The sequence below is a fragment of the Cognaticolwellia mytili genome, assembly GCF_002104475.1.
GTDB lineage: Bacteria > Pseudomonadota > Gammaproteobacteria > Enterobacterales > Alteromonadaceae > Cognaticolwellia > Cognaticolwellia mytili.
In genome coordinates this window covers 315,827-332,755 of sequence record NZ_NBOF01000003.1, presented here as the reverse complement: position 1 = coordinate 332,755, position 16,929 = coordinate 315,827, and the positions used below count along the sequence as shown (strand labels likewise).

The following is a 16,929-nucleotide window of genomic DNA, read 5'->3' as shown; positions in this document are numbered from 1 at the left end:
TTAGTGAATCGTCACTAAATAATACACTATTTACGATTGTTGCATTTATTGCTGCTGTAATAATGGTCGTATTTTCTTATCTACAGCATCTCGTGCTCTAAATATTCTTGAACGTACCGTCCCAACAGGACAATCCATTACCGTTGCAATTTCTTCGTAACTTAATCCTTCTAGCTCTCTTAGGTTGATTGCTGTTCGCAAATCTTCCGGTAATTGCTCAATAGTTTTAAATACGACTTCTTTAATTTCATTGGTCAGTAATAACTTCTCTGGTGATGCGTTTTCTCTCAATGCCTCACCTGAATCATACATTTCAGCATCTTCTACATCGATGTCTGAACCCGGAGGCTTGCGCCCTCCCGCTACAAGATGATTTTTCGCACAATTAACCGCAATGCGGTATAACCATGTATAAAAAGCACTATCACCTCTAAAATTAGGTAAAGCTCTATAAGCTTTAATAAATGCTTCTTGCACTATATCTGGTACATCACTATGGTTCTTTACATAGCGTGACACCAAATTTGCTACTTTATGTTGGTACTTCGTTACCAGCAGGTTAAATGCGTTTTTATCGCCACGTTGTACCCGCTCAACCAACTTTTGGTCCACGTTCTGTTCGCTCATTTGAGCCTTATCTCCTACTAACCATTTAACTTTATATACATCTGGCTCATGGCAAACGCATAAAGTAGGACTGGCCTTGCGCTAAAAAGTTCGATAAATATTGAAAAAAATTAAATTTTATTTATAAAAATTGTTTTGGGCTGTTTTGTCACTGCAATAAAAGTTAATATTGAGCTATCAATTATTGTACCTTAATTCCAAGAATATATGAATCAGCAACACAATTGCGACGTTTTAATTATCGGTAGTGGCGCAGCAGGATTATCTTTAGCACTGCATTTAGCTAAAAATGCCGACGTGGTTATCCTCAGTAAAGGCCAAGTTAATGATGGCTCAACATTTTACGCGCAAGGCGGCGTTGCCGCAGTATTCGATAAGAGTGACAGCATTGATGCCCACGTTAACGACACAATAATAGCAGGGGCTGGCTTATGCGATGAAGCCGCGGTGCAATATACCGCAGAAAACGCCAAAATGTGTTTAGAGTGGCTGATTGATAAAGGTGTTAGTTTTGACCGTGATGTACCAACAGATAACGGCGATATTAATTATCACTTAACCCGCGAAGGTGGTCATAGTCACCGCAGAATTCTTCACGCTGCCGATGCTACAGGGCAAGCAATTCAAACCACACTAGTTTCGCAAGTAAAAAATCATAGTCGAATTCGAATTTTTGAACGTTACAACGCCATTGACTTAGTTTGCCAAGAAAACGCCTCTACGGGTGAGAATCAATGTAATGGCGCTTACGTATGGAACCGTAATAGCGAAAAAGTTGAAAGCATTTTTGCTAAAAAAACTATTTTAGCCACCGGCGGTGCAAGTAAGGTTTATCAATATACTTCAAACCCTGATGTTGCCAGTGGTGATGGCGTTGCCATGGCCTGGCGCGCAGGTTGTCGTGTAGCCAATATGGAGTTTAACCAATTCCATCCTACTTGTTTGTTCCATCCAGAAGCTGGTACTTTTTTACTCACTGAAGCATTGCGTGGTGAAGGCGCTATTCTACGTCGCCCTGATGGCAGCCGTTTTATGCCAAGCTTTGATGAACGAGCAGAACTTGCCCCACGTGACATCGTTGCTCGTGCCATTGATTTTGAAATGAAACGCCTTGGCGCTGATTGTATGTATTTAGATATCAGCCATAAATCTGCTGATTTTATTAAACAGCACTTCCCAACTATTTATGAGAAAACTCGTTCACTAGGTATAGATATTACCAAACAGCCTATGCCAGTTGTCCCTGCCGCTCATTATACCTGTGGTGGTGTCATGATTAATAAGCAAGGTAAAACAGATACTGAAAACTTATATGCAATAGGCGAAGTATCATACACTGGCTTGCATGGGGCGAATCGCTTAGCGAGTAACTCTTTATTAGAATGCCTAGTGTTTGCCCGAGCTGCCGCTTCAGATATCGAAGAAAAGCTGAGTCACAAGCAAGCTTATATAAAATTGCCCGCATGGGATGATAGTCGTGTTACCGACTCTGATGAAGAAGTGGTTATTCAACATAATTGGCACGAATTGCGCCTGTTTATGTGGGATTATGTTGGTATTGTTCGCACGACAAAACGCTTAGAACGTGCATTGCACCGAGTAGAAATGCTACAAAGCGAAATTGAAGAATATTACCGCCATTTTAGAGTTAGCAATAATTTACTTGAACTACGTAATTTAGTACAAGTAGCTGAGCTCATTATAAAATCAGCATTAAACAGAAAAGAAAGCCGCGGTTTACACTACACGCTCGACTTCCCTAACATGCTTGATGAAGCAACAATTACTATTTTAAAACCTTAAGTTAAGCTATAAAAAATAGGCTATAAGCGAGGCTAAGCAGTCTCGCATGGAAATTGTCTTAACCGCATAATTGTTCGAGCCATTCTAGCTTGGTCTTTAGCAGTTAAACTATCTTTGAATATGTATTTCTTACTGACACTGCTGTCCGTGAATATTAACCAATAGCCCCATAAATTGACTTGAGATTGGGCAGATAACTGCAATGCTTTTCGGTTGTTAAACTGACACTCTCCAGTATCCGTCAACAAGAAAAAATCAGTCTGCTGAAGAAAAAATGTCGCAAAGAACGTTGATGATTTTCGTTGTAAAAATAAAAGAATTAAGTTTCGGTGGCTAATAAGTAAGAAAGTAAATAACAGTATTATTAGGGTATACCAGAGTTTAAAACCAAGCATGAACAACAATGTGATATAGCAACAGCCAAAGGCAATTAGAAATTTCAATATCGCCTTAACTTCAGAAGGCGATACCTCAATATTAAACCTTAATGCGCTGTAGTATAAATTGCACCATGGCGTTAAGTTCTTTGTCTTCACAAGTTTCATGTCCCATAAACCAAGCAAATAACTCAGGATCTTGGCACTCTAATAAACGCTCAAAGGTTGCCTTATCTTCTTCAGAAAGATCATCGTACGCCTCTTCAACAAATGGCATAAAAAGCACATCTAGTTCAAGCATTCCACGTCGACATGCCCAGCGAAGTCGAGGTTTATTATCTGTTAATGACATACATCACCCTATTTAGTTAAATCTGCTCTTATTCTAACAAACTCAAGTTAAAAATAGCCACGAATTGATCATCAAATAAGATAATTTCGATAACAATTAAAATAGCAGAAAAAAATGATATATGGTTGTAATTAGAATAAATGTCCTCATTTATTGTTGTATTAGTCTTTTTCTGCATTATTGCCGGATACCAACACCATGAATAGTAACTTACCTAGCTATAACGAATTACCCGATGTATTTGCGATTGCTCTCAATAGTTTTAAAGCAATATCTTTAACGGGAGAAGAACAAGCGAAATATTTACAAGGGCAAGTTACTTGTGACGTTAATAGTTTAGCGCAAGAGAAATTGCTAACTGGTGCGCACTGTAATGCTAAAGGTAAAGTTTTCTCCGCTTTTCGCTTAATAGAACGCAATAGTGCATATTTACTATTACAGCCAGCAAGCTCTATCGAACAATCTTTAGCTGAATTGAAAAAATTTGGTGTCTTCGCCAAAGTTGAAATATCTCAAGCAAAAGACATTGATTACCTAGCAATAGCAGGCAGTAAAGCGGCAGAAAAAATGGCTGAATTATTTACGCAAGTGCCTGATACCTTAACGCCTGTTATTCAAGAGCAAGACACAACTCTAGTTTACATTGCTGGTGAAATGAGTCGTTACTTAATTATTGATAATGCAGATAACTTAGCAAAAGTTTCAGCCAAGTTTGACTTTCCAACTTTTAACGACAACGTTTGGCAATTATTAGAAATTTCTGAAGGTTTCCCGATACTTTCTAAGCAATATATTGCTGAGTACGTGCCGCAAATGCTTAACTTACAAGCTATTAACGGTATTAGCTTTACTAAAGGTTGTTATTTAGGACAAGAAACTGTTGCTAGAATGCAATACCTAGGTAAAAACAAACGCGCACTCTTTGCCCTTACCGGCAACGCAGTGAATGCCAATACGGGTGATGTTATTGAGAAAAAGCTTGGTGAAAATTGGCGTAAAGCCGGTGATGTACTTGCGGCATATCAAGCAGATGATAAGCAAACATATATTCAAGCTATTTTGGCCAATGATGTTGATGCATCAACCGAATTACGTATAAAAGAACACCATATGGGATTAATTATTTCCACACTCCCTTACAATATAAGCGCTGACGCCGAATAGGACATATTATGAAAATTTCTGACAACAAAGTTGTTGTATTACATTACGCTGTATCTGACAGTGAAGACACCTTAATTGATAGTTCTTATGACCATAGCCCATTGGCTGTGATTCAAGGCTCTCATTACCTTATCCCAGGTTTAGAAGAAGAATTAGTTGGCCATGAAGCTGGTGACAAGTTCGAAGTAGCCGTTACTGCAGAAAATGCTTACGGCGAAAGAGAAGACGGTTTTGTGCAAACCGTGCCAAAAGCAATGTTTGCCGGCATTGAAGATTTAGATGTCGGTAGTCAACTACGTGCAACAACAGACGAAGGCGAACAAACTGTTATCGTTATTGATGTGCAAGATGATGAAATCACAGTAGATGGTAACCATCCATTAGCCGGTATTGACTTAAAATTTGATGTTGAAATTTTAGAAGTGCGTGATGCCACTGAAGAAGAATTAGAACACGGTCATGTGCACGGCGAAGGCGGTTGTGGCCATAGCCACTAAGACGCATTAACTATTAACGAAAGACAGGATGTCTAGAAACAGCCACGCACCTGCGTGATACCGTTCATCGACGTGCATGTTCTTACATGGATGTAAGTTACTAGAGTAATGCATGGAGCAATTACCGGGATGCACTAATGTCTTAAAAGACATGCTGTCTGAGAAAGGCCTGAGCATATACGCTCCTGTGCTATCGACATACAAGGATGTATTAATGCCGTGAAGGCAGGATGCCTAAGAGCGGCCATGCACCTGCGTTATACCGTTCATCGTGAACATAAAGGCACTGATATAGTGCCTTTTTTGATCTTACCTTAAAGTACTTACCACCTGTGCTTTAATATCAGCGTAACGCATATGCTGACACACCGCGAAGTAACTCAATTGACGCACTTTAGTACGCGTAAATAGCGGTACACTCATACCTGATAAAAACCGGCAAATAGTGTCGATAGATAAGCCTTTAGGTAATACTGTAGCAGTAGCTTTTAAGCTCGAAAAATGCTGTTGTATTTGCGCAATTGCCAGTGCTATTGTTTCTGAACTAATCGCCAGTTGATTATTTGAATACGGTAATACTGCCACTTGCCCACGGCAAACCGAACAATGTCCACAGTTTTCAGGAGCAAATTGGTCGTCAAAATAATGCGATAATTGCTTCGTTAAACAACGGTCACTTTGAAAAAACTGCACGAGTTTGCTAATACGTTCTATTTCAGCATGCTCTTTTTCAGCAAAATACTGATAAAGCTGTTCAACTAAATCAGCATTATCTAACGCCGCCATATTGACACTAAAAACTTCAGTCGCCTTTTTCGTTTCCAGTACGATATGTTGTTGATCAGCTAAGTATTCCAACGCTGAGACAATTCTTTTTCTTGGCGCTTGATAACGAGAATGCATCAGTTCAAAATCAGGCTCTCCCCAGATTTTTTTCATTTTCGCACAGCTAAACACTTGCGCTAAAAACTCACTTCTATCGGCATTAAAGCCACTAACTATTTGTTCTTTTGGCGTGACAAACTTAAATTTAAAGTCAGCAAAATAACTAAATTTAGCGGTAATAATTCCCATCAGCTCTAACTGTACTAATAACGTTTTTAAAGGTAATTGCTTAATGTTACTGGCGTTAGACAAAGCTAGTACTTGCAGCTCCCATTGACCACCTTGCACTTCATTACGAATATTTTGTAATACATAATCAATGCTAGCGCGCTCTGGCGTATCAGCGTAAACAAAGTTTTCAACCGTATGAATGCCATCAAGGTTTGCTAAAGTAAAACATGCAGAGTTTTGCTTGTCTCGTCCTGCTCGGCCAATTTCTTGGCTATAATTTTCGATAGATTTAGGCAAGTCGTAATGTATAACAAAACGAATATCTGACTTGTCTATGCCCATGCCAAACGCAATAGTCGCGACAACAATGCTCGTTTTTCCCTGCATAAAGTCTTGCTGGATTTTTTGCCTTACGTCATCTTTAAAGCCCGCATGATATGCCTGCGCTTGTAACCCTTGTTGCTGTAAAAATTCAGCAACTTTTTCCGCACTATGCTGCAAAGTCACGTAAACAATACCACTGCCTTGATGATGATTTATAACATCAAGCAGTGTTTGATGTTTTTGTTTTTCAGCAACAGGTAAAACTGACAAATCAAGGTTATTTCGATAAAACCCTGTTTGCACTATATGCTCTGACGCAATGGCAAATTTACGCGCCATATCCTGTTTAACTTTTTTCGTTGCTGTTGCGGTCAACAACAACACCAACGGAACATTAAGCTCCTGACGATAACGCGGAAGTTTCAAGTAGTCAGGACGAAAGTTATGGCCCCACTCAGAAATACAATGGGCTTCATCAACCACTAACATCGAAATAGCAATCGACTCGATAAACTGGCGAAAACGTTCATTCTTAAAACGCTCTACTGAGACCATTAATATTTTAATTTTGCCAGAACGAACATCACGAGTAACTTGCTGACTTTGCTCAAATGATAAAGTCGAATCAATACTCGCCGCTGGTATGCCTTTAGCGTGTAAAAACGCTAACTGATCTTTCATTAATGCTAATAGTGGCGATACCACTAAGGTTAAGTGAGGTAAATTAATCGCCGCCAATTGATAACAAAGCGACTTACCTGCACCAGTGGGAAATATTGCTAAAGATGAGTCTCCGCTAAGTAGCTGGGATATCGTTTGCTCTTGCCCTGTTCTAAATTCATCAAAACCAAAAGTTTGTTTAAGTGACGAGTGCAATTGAGAAGGTTGCGTAGCAGGCGTAAAGGTAGTCATAAGTATTTCACATTAAAATGGGCATTAATTAATATCGCTATCATACCTTGTGAACACAAAAGCATTTAGCGCTTCTAAATAAAAAGTATAAGCGATAGTTTAACAAAATTAAGTACCACAAAAGGTATGATAATTCTCATCACCATCACTCGGCGCGTCTTGATATAATTTTGTGTTCGCTGAATTGTCATAAGGCTGCTGCAATACGGCTAAAAACTCATGTAAAGCGGATAAATCTCCAGTTTCTTCGCTTATTGCTAACACCCGTTCAACATGATGGTTTCTTGGAATAACTAGCGGGTTAGTTTTTTCCATTAATGCTTTAGCGGCAACTACATCATCAGAAATTCTGCTATACCAGCGTGTTAGCCATAGTTCCTGCTCTGACGGCTCAGCTTCTGCAGCATGTTCAATGAAATTATCTACCTCTTCCTGAGTTAAACTTTCAGCTAAGGCGACAAAATACTGGGTGTAATCTAACTGTTGCTTCTGCATGATAGCCAGTAAGTCATTGACCAGTTCAATATCACCTTCAACCAATTCAGCGATGCCTAATTTATTCCCCATCATTTCAAAATAACCATACTGTAAATCATTGGCAAATTGCTGTAACAATGGCGTAATTTTGGCTAACGCGATATCTTCACCTTCGTCGACCAACGGTAATAAACAATCAGCAAGTCGTGCCATATTCCACTGTATTATTTGACTTTGATTACCAAAGGCATAGCGTGCATCTCTATCAATTGAACTAAAGACAGTATCGTGATGATAATGATTCATCATGGCACATGGACCGTAATCAATGGTTTCACCTGAAATAGCGGTATTATCGGTATTCATCACACCATGAATAAAACCAACACGCAGCCATGAAACCACTAGCGCAACTTGCTTGTCGAGTACAGCAGCGAAAAAGTCAAGGGCATTCTGACTACTGAGCAGCGCTTCAGTCGAGCGTTCATCTGCTCGTGGTGTTATTTTTATTTCAGGAAAGTGACGTTCAATGGCAAAGCGAGTCAGTTTTTTGAGTGACTCAATATCTTTACGCACAGCAAAGTATTGAAAAGTACCCACACGAATGTGACTGGCTGCAATACGTGTAACCACTGCACCTGGATATGGCCTTTCTCGATACACAGCGTCGCCTGTCGCCACTACAGCTAAACATCTTGTGGTTGGCACACCTAAGGCAGACATCGCTTCGCTCATGACAAATTCACGTAATGCGGGGCCTAATGCACATCGGCCATCACCACTACGTGAAAAATGACTCGTACCTGAGCCCTTGAGCTGCACATCCCAAGTATTGCCTTGTTCATCTGTTACATCACCTAATAAATGCGCACGACCATCTCCTAGTTGTGGGTTAAAGTGGCCAAATTGATGGCCAGAATAGGCTTGAGCGATAGGTTTACTGCCCTTAATCAATTGATTGCCAGAAAAGTACTGCCCAAGTAATTCATTATCCTCTTCTACAGAAAAACTAAGATCTAATGTACGCGCTAAAGGACCATTCCACAGTAATAATTCTGGCTCTGAAACAGGTAAAGGAAACGTTTCGTGGTAAAAATTTTTACCTAATTCATGATACTGATTAGAAAGCTTCAAAAGACTCACTCCGTTAATAAAATTCGTGCTATCAATGCCAACAGCAACAATTAGCTAATATGATTATATTTCAGCTGCGATGACTGATATTTCAACTAACAAGGCTTCTCTAGCCATTTTAGCGGCAACACAAGCACGTGCAGGTGCAAAACCTTCGGGCACCCAAGCATCCCAAACAGTATTCATCTCAGCAAAGTAGCTCATATCTTTCACATAAATAGTTGCCGATAAGATGTGCTTTCTATCGCTACCTGCGTGTTCTAGTAATGTATCAACTTTAGCAAGCATGGTTTGCGTTTGCTCAGTAATATCTTTAGTGGCATCAGCAGCCACTTGACCACATAAGTAAATAGTCCCGTTATGCTTAACAATACGGCTCATTCTCTGCTTTGTTTCTAATCTTTCAATAGTCATTTAAATTAGCACTTCTTATTGGAGTTATTATCTTCATTGTATTCTTTTTTATTTCATTACGTATATACCCAAGTTACTTGAAAATGCAGTTTCAGAGTTAAGCTAGGAAATCAGCACAAGGTGCAGCACGTCGGTAATGGTTACTCCCTTATCAAGTACTGCAACGCTGAACTGTTTTTCTAGCTTAGCTCCCGTAGGGCAAGGCGATAAAGGGTCACCTCCGGCGTTATTGATTTCGAAAATGGAACAACCATTCTATTCAATCAATGCCTTGGGGTTAACCCTTTCTCGACTTGCTGAATCGAGCATTTTCAAGTGGCTTGGGTATAGTCATAGGCTAAAAAATAAAAAACGCTACGGCTTCGTTAAAACACTCAACTAATTTGCGCCCCCTGTTAAGATTGTTGATAAAATAAAACCCCAAAGCTTTTCAGTTCTGGGGTTTTAATTAATTCGCAGTAAAGTGCTTTATTTGAAGTTAGTTTGCCTTAGTTCAAGTTGACCGTTCTTCAGCATCCATGCTGTCACTGCATTAGTACATCCTGTACGTCAAAGCACGGAGCTGACGCTAGTCAGTGAGTACTTTCGACGCCGAAATAATGCGAAATAACAAAAAAGAAAGTCGCTTTATTCCCACTCTATTGTTGCTGGCGGCTTACCACTGATATCGTAAACAACACGTGAAATACCATCAATTTCGTTAATAATACGATTAGACACTAACCCTAAGAAATCATATGGTAAATGTGACCAACGTGCGGTCATAAAGTCAATGGTTTCAACACAACGTAACGATACAACCCAATCATATTTACGCGCATCGCCCATAACGCCTACTGAGCGTACTGGTAAGAAAACGGTAAACGCTTGGCTGACTTTTTTGTATAAGTCATGGTTGTGTAATTCTTCAATGAAAATAGCATCTGCGCGACGTAATAAGTCAGCATATTCTTTTTTCACTTCACCTAGAATACGCACACCTAGCCCTGGACCAGGGAACGGGTGACGGTAAAGCATATCGTATGGTAAACCTAGCTCTAAGCCAATTTTACGTACTTCATCTTTAAATAATTCACGTAATGGCTCAACTAAGCCCATTTCCATATCATCAGGTAAGCCACCAACATTGTGATGAGACTTGATAACATGTGCTTTACCTGTGGCTGATGCTGCTGACTCGATAACATCAGGATAAATGGTACCTTGAGCTAACCATTTGGCATTTTTAAGTTTCTTTGACTCTTCATCAAATACTTCAACAAAAACATTACCAATGATCTTACGCTTAGCTTCTGGTTCACTTTCATCAGCTAAACGGTTTAAGAAACGATCTTCAGCATTAACATGAACGATATTTAAACCAAAGTGGTCACCAAACATGTCCATCACTTGCTGCGCTTCGTTTAAACGAAGTAAACCGTTATCAACAAATACACAAGTTAATTTATCACCAATAGCGCGCTGTAATAACATCGCGACAACGGATGAATCAACACCACCTGAAAGGCCTAGAATTACTTCGTCATCACCGACTTGTGCCTTCATTTTTGCCACAGCATCTTCAATAATTGACGCTGAAGTCCATAACTTTTCACACTGACAAATATCAACAACAAAGTGCTCTAAAATACGTAGACCTTGTTTGGTGTGTGTAACTTCTGGGTGAAATTGAACACCGTAAAACTGTTTGTCTTCATTAGCCATTGCTGCATATTTACAGCTTGGCGTTTGCGCTACGGTCGTAAAGCCTTCAGGAACCGAAGCAACTTTATCACCATGGCTCATCCACACGTCCAATAATGCGTTACCGTTTTCACTAACGCTATCTTCAATGGCATTAAATAAGGCAGATTTTGCTACAACTTCAACAGCGGCATAACCAAATTCTTTATGCTCTGAGCTTTCAACACTGCCACCTAATTGTTCCGCCATGGTTTGCATGCCGTAACAGATACCTAATACAGGAACGCCAGCATTAAAAACAAACTCTGGCGCTCTTGGTGAATCATGCTCAGTAACTGACTCAGGGCCGCCCGCTAAAATAATACCAGTAGGATTAAAACCTTCGATTTGCTCTTGAGTAACGTCCCAAGCCCAAAGCTCACAGTAAACGCCTATTTCGCGAACGCGACGGGCGATAAGTTGAGTGTATTGAGAACCAAAATCTAAAATCAGTATGCGGTGATCATGAATATCTTTGCTCATGGTTGTTTTCCTACTTTATTTATAAATCTATAAAATGAACAGGCCGAGCCACTATATTTATAGCTCAGCCTGATAAAAACTCTAATTTTTTAAACAATGAATTGCATTAATTCAACGCTAGTTCACATTAAAGAATCTCTAATGCTGCTATGATGAGAAGTAGCAATGAAGTAATCAATTCTAATTATCCTGTGCGATAATTAGGCGCTTCTTTCGTGATAGTCACATCATGTACATGTGACTCCCCCATACCTGCAGAAGTGATTTTCATAAACTCAGGTTTAGTACGCATAACTTCAATCGTTTCTGAGCCAGTTAAGCCCATTGATGAACGCAAGCCACCCATTTGTTGATGAATAATAGCGGCAACAGGGCCTTTATAAGCAACGCGACCTTCAATACCTTCTGGTACTAATTTGTCAGCTTCGCCATCTGATTTTTGGAAGTAACGGTCACTTGAACCTTCTTTCTGGCTCATAGCACCTAACGACCCCATGCCACGGTATGATTTGTAGTAACGGCCTTGGTAAAGTTCTACTTCACCCGGTGCTTCTTCAGTACCAGCAAACATGCTGCCAACCATGACACAATGTGCACCAGCAACTAGTGCTTTAGCGATATCACCAGAAAAACGAATACCACCATCAGCAATAACTGGAATACCTGTGCCTTTTAATGCTTCAACAGCATTAGAAATTGCAGTTAACTGCGGCACACCAACACCGGTAACAATACGAGTAGTACAAATTGAACCTGGGCCGATTCCAACTTTAACCGCATCAACACCAACATCAGCAAGTGCTTTAGCGCCAGCTCCTGTGGCTACGTTACCAGCAATAATTTGTAATTCAGGATATTTATTACGAGTTTCAGCAACGCGGTCAATAACTCCTTGTGAATGGCCATGTGATGTATCAATCAATAGCACATCAACGCCAGCAGCAACTAAAGCATCAATTCGCTCGTCTGTACCAGCACCTACGCCAACGGCAGCACCAACACGTAAACGTCCAAGCTCATCTTTACAAGCATTTGGTTTACTTTCTGCTTTTTGATAATCCTTTACGGTAATCAAACCTTTCAACGTAAATGCATCGTCTATCATCAGGATTTTTTCAATGCGATGCTCATGCATTAGCCTTAAAATTTCTTCGCGCGAAGCACCTTCTTTAACAGTAACTAACTTGTCTTTCTTAGTCATTAAAGCTGAAACTGGTTTCGTTAAATCTGTTTCGAAGCGCAAATCACGACCAGTAATAATACCAACAAGTTTATTTTTTTCGTCTACAACCGGAAAACCTGAAAAGCCAACATCATCAGCTAAGCGCATAGTGTTTTCAATCGTTGCGTCTGGGTTGACAGTAACTGGATCTGAAACAATTCCGCTTTCATATTTCTTCACTTGCGAAACATTTTTCGCTTGTTCAGCAATAGTCATATTTTTGTGAATAAAACCGAGACCACCTTCTTGAGCTAAAGTAATAGCTAAACGTGCTTCAGTTACTGTGTCCATTGACGCAGAAATCATAGGTACGTTTAAATTAATCTTTCGAGTTAATTTGGTTTTTAAGTCGGCAGTATGAGGAAGTACCTTAGAATGGGCAGGTACCAGTAGAACATCATCAAACGTTAACGCTTCTTGGGCAATTCTTAGCATCGCAACATCTCTCTAAAATGAGTGGTTAGGGAGGAAATATTGCGGCAGAATTTTAACCGTTTTCATTGCTAAGGTAAACTTAAAATTGCAATAAAACAAAAATAATCTGCGAAGATTGTCAAAACAAATATATAATACTTAGCAATTACACAGTTATCACGCCTGAACAAGTAAAAAGTAAAATATTTATGGCTCAACAGCATATCCTACAAGTAAGTGAACTGACAAAAAAAGTACGTTTTATTCTAGAAAGTGAGTTAAATACTGTCTGGTTATGTGGCGAAATATCGAATTTTATTGCTGCTAGCTCCGGACACTGGTATTTATCACTAAAAGACCAGAAATCGCAAGTTCGTTGCGCTATGTTCAAAGGCAATAATCGCCGGGTTAGGATCAAGCCAGGAAATGGTCAACAAGTATTAGTGCGTGCAAAAGTGTCCTTGTATGAACCCCGAGGTGACTTCCAACTCATTATTGAACAAATGGAGCTTGCTGGCGAAGGTATGCTAAGACAGCAATATCAACAATTAAAAAATAAGCTAAACCTTGAAGGCTTATTCGATGCACGCTACAAACAAGCCATACCAAAAGCGGTTAAAACTATTGGTGTTATCACCTCGCCTACTGGCGCAGCTGTTAAAGATATTTTGACAGTGCTGAAACGTCGTAACCCCTTACTAAAGGTAATAATTTACCCTGCACTGGTTCAAGGAGAGCAAGCCAAATTTGATATTGCTCAGGCAATACGAATAGCCAATGACCGCGATGAGGTTGATGTATTATTGATTGGCCGTGGCGGCGGTTCATTAGAAGATTTATGGACTTTTAACGAAGAAATTGTTGCTCGAGCTATTTTTCAATCAAACATTCCCACCATCAGTGCGGTTGGCCATGAAGTTGACACTTCACTTTCTGATTATGTCGCGGATTTAAGAGCGCCAACGCCATCAGCAGCAGCAGAGCTAGTATCAACAGATGTTCAAGAGCTGCACGAAAAAAACCAAACATTGCGCACACGAGCACACATCGCGCTTAAGCAAACAACTGAATCATCCACTCAACGTTTACTGGCAGTTAATCATCGTTTAAAACAAGTTCATCCTGAGCAACAACTACAAAAAAAGCAGCAAAGATCGGATGAGCTTAGTTTTCGTTTACAAAATATTATCGGGCGAGAATTTATCCGTTTAAAGCAAAAGCCACAATTTTTGCAACAAGTATTATTTAGTCTGTCACCAGCAAACAGAGTATGCCATGAGAAAAAGCAGGCTGAGCAACTAACGCAGCGGCTAATCAATGCGCAGCAACGTATAATAAAAAACAAAGCTGAAGACTTTGCTTCACAGTGTGAGCAACTGAACTTAATCAGCCCATTAGCCACAATTGCTCGCGGTTACAGTGCAGTAAGAGGAAAAAAAGGTCGGATAATTAAAAGCATTACCAGTGTGAAGCCTCAAGAGAATATAAGTATTGAAGTCAGTGATGGTTTTATATACGCAGAAGTCAGCTCAACTAAAAATAAGTAAATATTTGATATTAATGGTTCGCGTTAGTTCATTGAAATAACCGCTTGTTGCAGTAATTTGGTGACTTCAATTTTACTTGAGTCGCTAAACTTAACCCCCAACGATACACCATCAGCATGTAGTTTATTATTACAGACTTCAGCATCAAGCTTAATATTCCTTAAGCCTTGAAAACCTTCAATAATAATTTCCAACGATTTACCTTCTGCCAATGATAGTTCTTCACCGTTGTTAATCATAAGCTGACAACCTGTCACTGAAATATCTGAAATAACAGAAGACCAATATTCATCTCTTACTTTAGCTTTGGCAGTAATGTAGGTTTCAATACGTATTGATGACCGCAAATTTTGTAAACTAACGTTTCGTGGAAAGTCTAAAACAATAATGCGTGAAGGTATTTGAATAGTTTGTTTAACATCGGAAACAAAGGCAACGACAGCGCCTTCATGTCCTTCAATTAGCCCACGAACGGTTACGCTCATACCTTGCGTAATATACTGAGAAAAATTACCTAATTTAGTGCTATCAGGGTATTGTACTAAAACGTAGTTTTTTGGCGAGTAGCCAATAAAGGTAGAGCGAAACTTTCCCCTTTGCCCGGCAGGAGTCGACATGTCTAATGTCACAGTAGCTCCAGGGTGTAGTAAAGCTAAATTGCGACTTAGTCGCCCTACCATATCCATTTTAATTGCTTTTTCTGGCATAGAATCTTTGGAAACTCTTAATAAAAAATGACTTCACTACTCATTTAACTTGCGTTTTACAGTAGCGAAAACAGAAGGTAAATGCAATATGCTTGATGCTATCAAATGAATGACTACCAGCATATTATGAGCATAAAAAAGTCGATAGATATATCGACTTTTCTTAATAAGCACAAGTAATTTACTAATCCTTCTTATAACCTTGTGTAGCTCGAGCTAATTTCTTTTGCTCGGTATAGTTTAGCTTCTTCTTGCCGGCAAATGGGTTAGAAGTTTCTCTAAATTCAATTCTAATTGGTGTGCCCATGATTTTTAATGATTTACGATAGTAGTTCATCAAATAACGTTTATAAGATATTGGTAAGTTTTTCGCCAAATTACCATGAATAACGATAATTGGTGGGTTATAGCCACCCGCATGCGCATACTTTAGCTTAATACGACGACCCTGATGCATTGGAGGCTGATGATCGAACACTGCCATATCAAGTATCTTAGTTACCATAGACGTTGAAATACGCTTAGTCGCAGAAACAAAAGCTTCCTCAACTGACTCATATAAATGACCAACACCAGTGCCGTGTAATGCTGAAATGAAATGAACACGTGCAAAGTCAATAAAACCTAAGCGGCGATCAAGTTCAGATTTAATACGATCTTTAATATGATCATCTAAACCATCCCATTTATTCACCGCAAGTACTAAAGAGCGACCCGCTTCTAAAATAAAACCTAGTAGACTTAAATCTTGGTCGCTAATACCTTCTTGCGCATCAATAATCAATAAACATACGTTAGCATCTTCAATTGCTCGTAATGTTTTGATAACTGAATACTTTTCAACTATATCAGTGACATTTTTACGACGGCGAATACCGGCAGTATCAATAAGCGTATAGGGTCTACCGTTGTGTTCCATTGGAATGTAAACACTATCACGTGTCGTGCCAGGCATATCGTAAACCACGACACGGTCTTCACCTAATATGCGATTAGTTAAGGTTGATTTACCAACATTAGGCTTACCAATAATGGCAAGTTTAATAGTATCGGTTTCTTCAGGTGCTTGAGCAATACTCTCCTCATCTGACAAGTCCCTATCAACTTCATAGTCACCGTCAAACTCTTCATTTTCTTCTGTTTTAGGCTTACCAAGCTCTTCAATATGAGGGGTAAGTGCTAAGGTTAATAGTTGTGTAACACCACGGCCATGCGCAGCTGCTATTTGATGTACAGCATCGCCTAACCCAAGCGAATAAAAGTCAGCAACAGCTGAATCAGCATCAATTCCGTCAACTTTGTTAGCAACCAAAAATACTTTTTTATCTTGTTTTCGCAAATGAGCCGCAATGCCTTGATCCGCGGAAGTCAAACCAGCGCGAGCATCAACCATAAATAGCACAGCATCCGACTCATCAATAGCAATTAACGATTGCTCTGCCATTAATGCATCGATACCTTTTTCATCACCTTCAATACCACCAGTATCAATAACAATAAACGGGTGCTCTTCAACTTCTGCTTTACCATATTGACGGTCTCGGGTTAAACCTGGGTAATCAGCTACCAGCGCATCCCTACTACGCGTTAATCGATTAAACAGTGTTGATTTGCCGACATTAGGACGACCGACAAGTGCTACTACAGGAAGCATGTTCACCTCATTTTCATATCAACCAAGACGTTATATTCTTGGT

Annotated in this window: 14 protein-coding genes; 5 read left to right on the top strand and 9 right to left on the bottom strand. The window is 39.6% G+C overall.

All coding sequences use genetic code 11. The features are described 5' to 3' along the window. Nucleotides 1-45: 45 nt before the first annotated feature. The gene (gene rpoE / locus B7C41_RS11050) at nt 46-627 is read right to left on the bottom strand and encodes an RNA polymerase sigma factor RpoE (protein ID WP_085298983.1); all 582 of its coding nucleotides are present in this window, start codon (nt 625-627) and stop codon (nt 46-48) included. A 207-nt stretch (nt 628-834) separates the two neighbouring features. Here rpoE and nadB point away from each other — a divergent pair, with 207 nt between their 5' ends. Further along, nucleotides 835-2,430, top strand: a complete 1,596-nt coding sequence (gene nadB, locus B7C41_RS11045; protein ID WP_085298982.1) for an L-aspartate oxidase — start codon at nt 835-837, stop codon at nt 2,428-2,430. A gap of 477 nt (nt 2,431-2,907) precedes the next feature. On the opposite strand, the gene B7C41_RS11035 is transcribed toward nadB, so the two are convergent. Then, a complete protein-coding gene (locus B7C41_RS11035; protein ID WP_085298980.1) occupies nt 2,908-3,159 on the bottom strand; it encodes an FAD assembly factor SdhE in 252 nt (83 codons plus the stop codon). A 198-nt stretch (nt 3,160-3,357) separates the two neighbouring features. On the opposite strand from B7C41_RS11035, the gene ygfZ reads away from it, so the two are divergent. Further along, nucleotides 3,358-4,323: a tRNA-modifying protein YgfZ gene (gene ygfZ / locus B7C41_RS11030; protein ID WP_085298979.1), complete on the top strand. Its 966-nt coding sequence runs from the start codon at nt 3,358-3,360 to the stop codon at nt 4,321-4,323. 8 nt (nt 4,324-4,331) lie between these two features. Further along, nucleotides 4,332-4,820 (top strand): FKBP-type peptidyl-prolyl cis-trans isomerase, encoded by a 489-nt coding sequence (locus tag B7C41_RS11025; protein ID WP_085298978.1) that lies wholly within the window; start codon nt 4,332-4,334, stop codon nt 4,818-4,820. A 309-nt stretch (nt 4,821-5,129) separates the two neighbouring features. Here B7C41_RS11025 and B7C41_RS11020 read toward each other — a convergent pair whose 3' ends face one another. From B7C41_RS11020 to B7C41_RS11010, 3 genes are all read right to left on the bottom strand, one after another. Further along, on the bottom strand, nt 5,130-7,112 hold the full coding sequence (locus tag B7C41_RS11020; RefSeq protein ID WP_085298977.1) for a RecQ family ATP-dependent DNA helicase: 1,983 nt from the start codon (nt 7,110-7,112) through the stop codon (nt 5,130-5,132). 108 nt (nt 7,113-7,220) lie between these two features. Beyond that, entirely contained in the window at nt 7,221-8,723 is a 1,503-nt protein-coding gene (locus B7C41_RS11015; RefSeq protein WP_169712438.1) for a protein adenylyltransferase SelO, read from the bottom strand. 63 nt (nt 8,724-8,786) lie between these two features. Next, entirely contained in the window at nt 8,787-9,137 is a 351-nt protein-coding gene (locus B7C41_RS11010) for a RidA family protein (protein ID WP_085298975.1), read from the bottom strand. A 136-nt stretch (nt 9,138-9,273) separates the two neighbouring features. On the opposite strand from B7C41_RS11010, the gene B7C41_RS11005 reads away from it, so the two are divergent. Further along, on the top strand, nt 9,274-9,519 hold the full coding sequence (locus B7C41_RS11005) for a hypothetical protein (RefSeq protein ID WP_085298974.1): 246 nt from the start codon (nt 9,274-9,276) through the stop codon (nt 9,517-9,519). Between the two features lie 245 nt (nt 9,520-9,764). Here the strand turns inward: B7C41_RS11005 and guaA are convergent, their stop codons facing one another. Beyond that, complete coding sequence (guaA, locus tag B7C41_RS11000) at nt 9,765-11,342, bottom strand: glutamine-hydrolyzing GMP synthase (protein ID WP_085298973.1); 1,578 nt, start codon at nt 11,340-11,342, stop codon at nt 9,765-9,767. Nucleotides 11,343-11,526: 184 nt separating this feature from the next. Then, entirely contained in the window at nt 11,527-12,999 is a 1,473-nt protein-coding gene (guaB, locus tag B7C41_RS10995; protein ID WP_085298972.1) for an IMP dehydrogenase, read from the bottom strand. A gap of 188 nt (nt 13,000-13,187) precedes the next feature. On the opposite strand from guaB, the gene xseA reads away from it, so the two are divergent. Further along, nucleotides 13,188-14,525, top strand: coding sequence for an exodeoxyribonuclease VII large subunit (gene xseA, locus B7C41_RS10990; protein ID WP_085298971.1), 1,338 nt, complete (start codon nt 13,188-13,190; stop codon nt 14,523-14,525). 23 nt (nt 14,526-14,548) lie between these two features. Here xseA and B7C41_RS10985 read toward each other — a convergent pair whose 3' ends face one another. Beyond that, the gene (locus B7C41_RS10985; protein WP_085298970.1) at nt 14,549-15,232 is read right to left on the bottom strand and encodes a PilZ domain-containing protein; all 684 of its coding nucleotides are present in this window, start codon (nt 15,230-15,232) and stop codon (nt 14,549-14,551) included. A 184-nt stretch (nt 15,233-15,416) separates the two neighbouring features. Next, on the bottom strand, nt 15,417-16,886 hold the full coding sequence (gene der / locus B7C41_RS10980; RefSeq protein ID WP_085298969.1) for a ribosome biogenesis GTPase Der: 1,470 nt from the start codon (nt 16,884-16,886) through the stop codon (nt 15,417-15,419). Nucleotides 16,887-16,929: the final 43 nt, after the last annotated feature.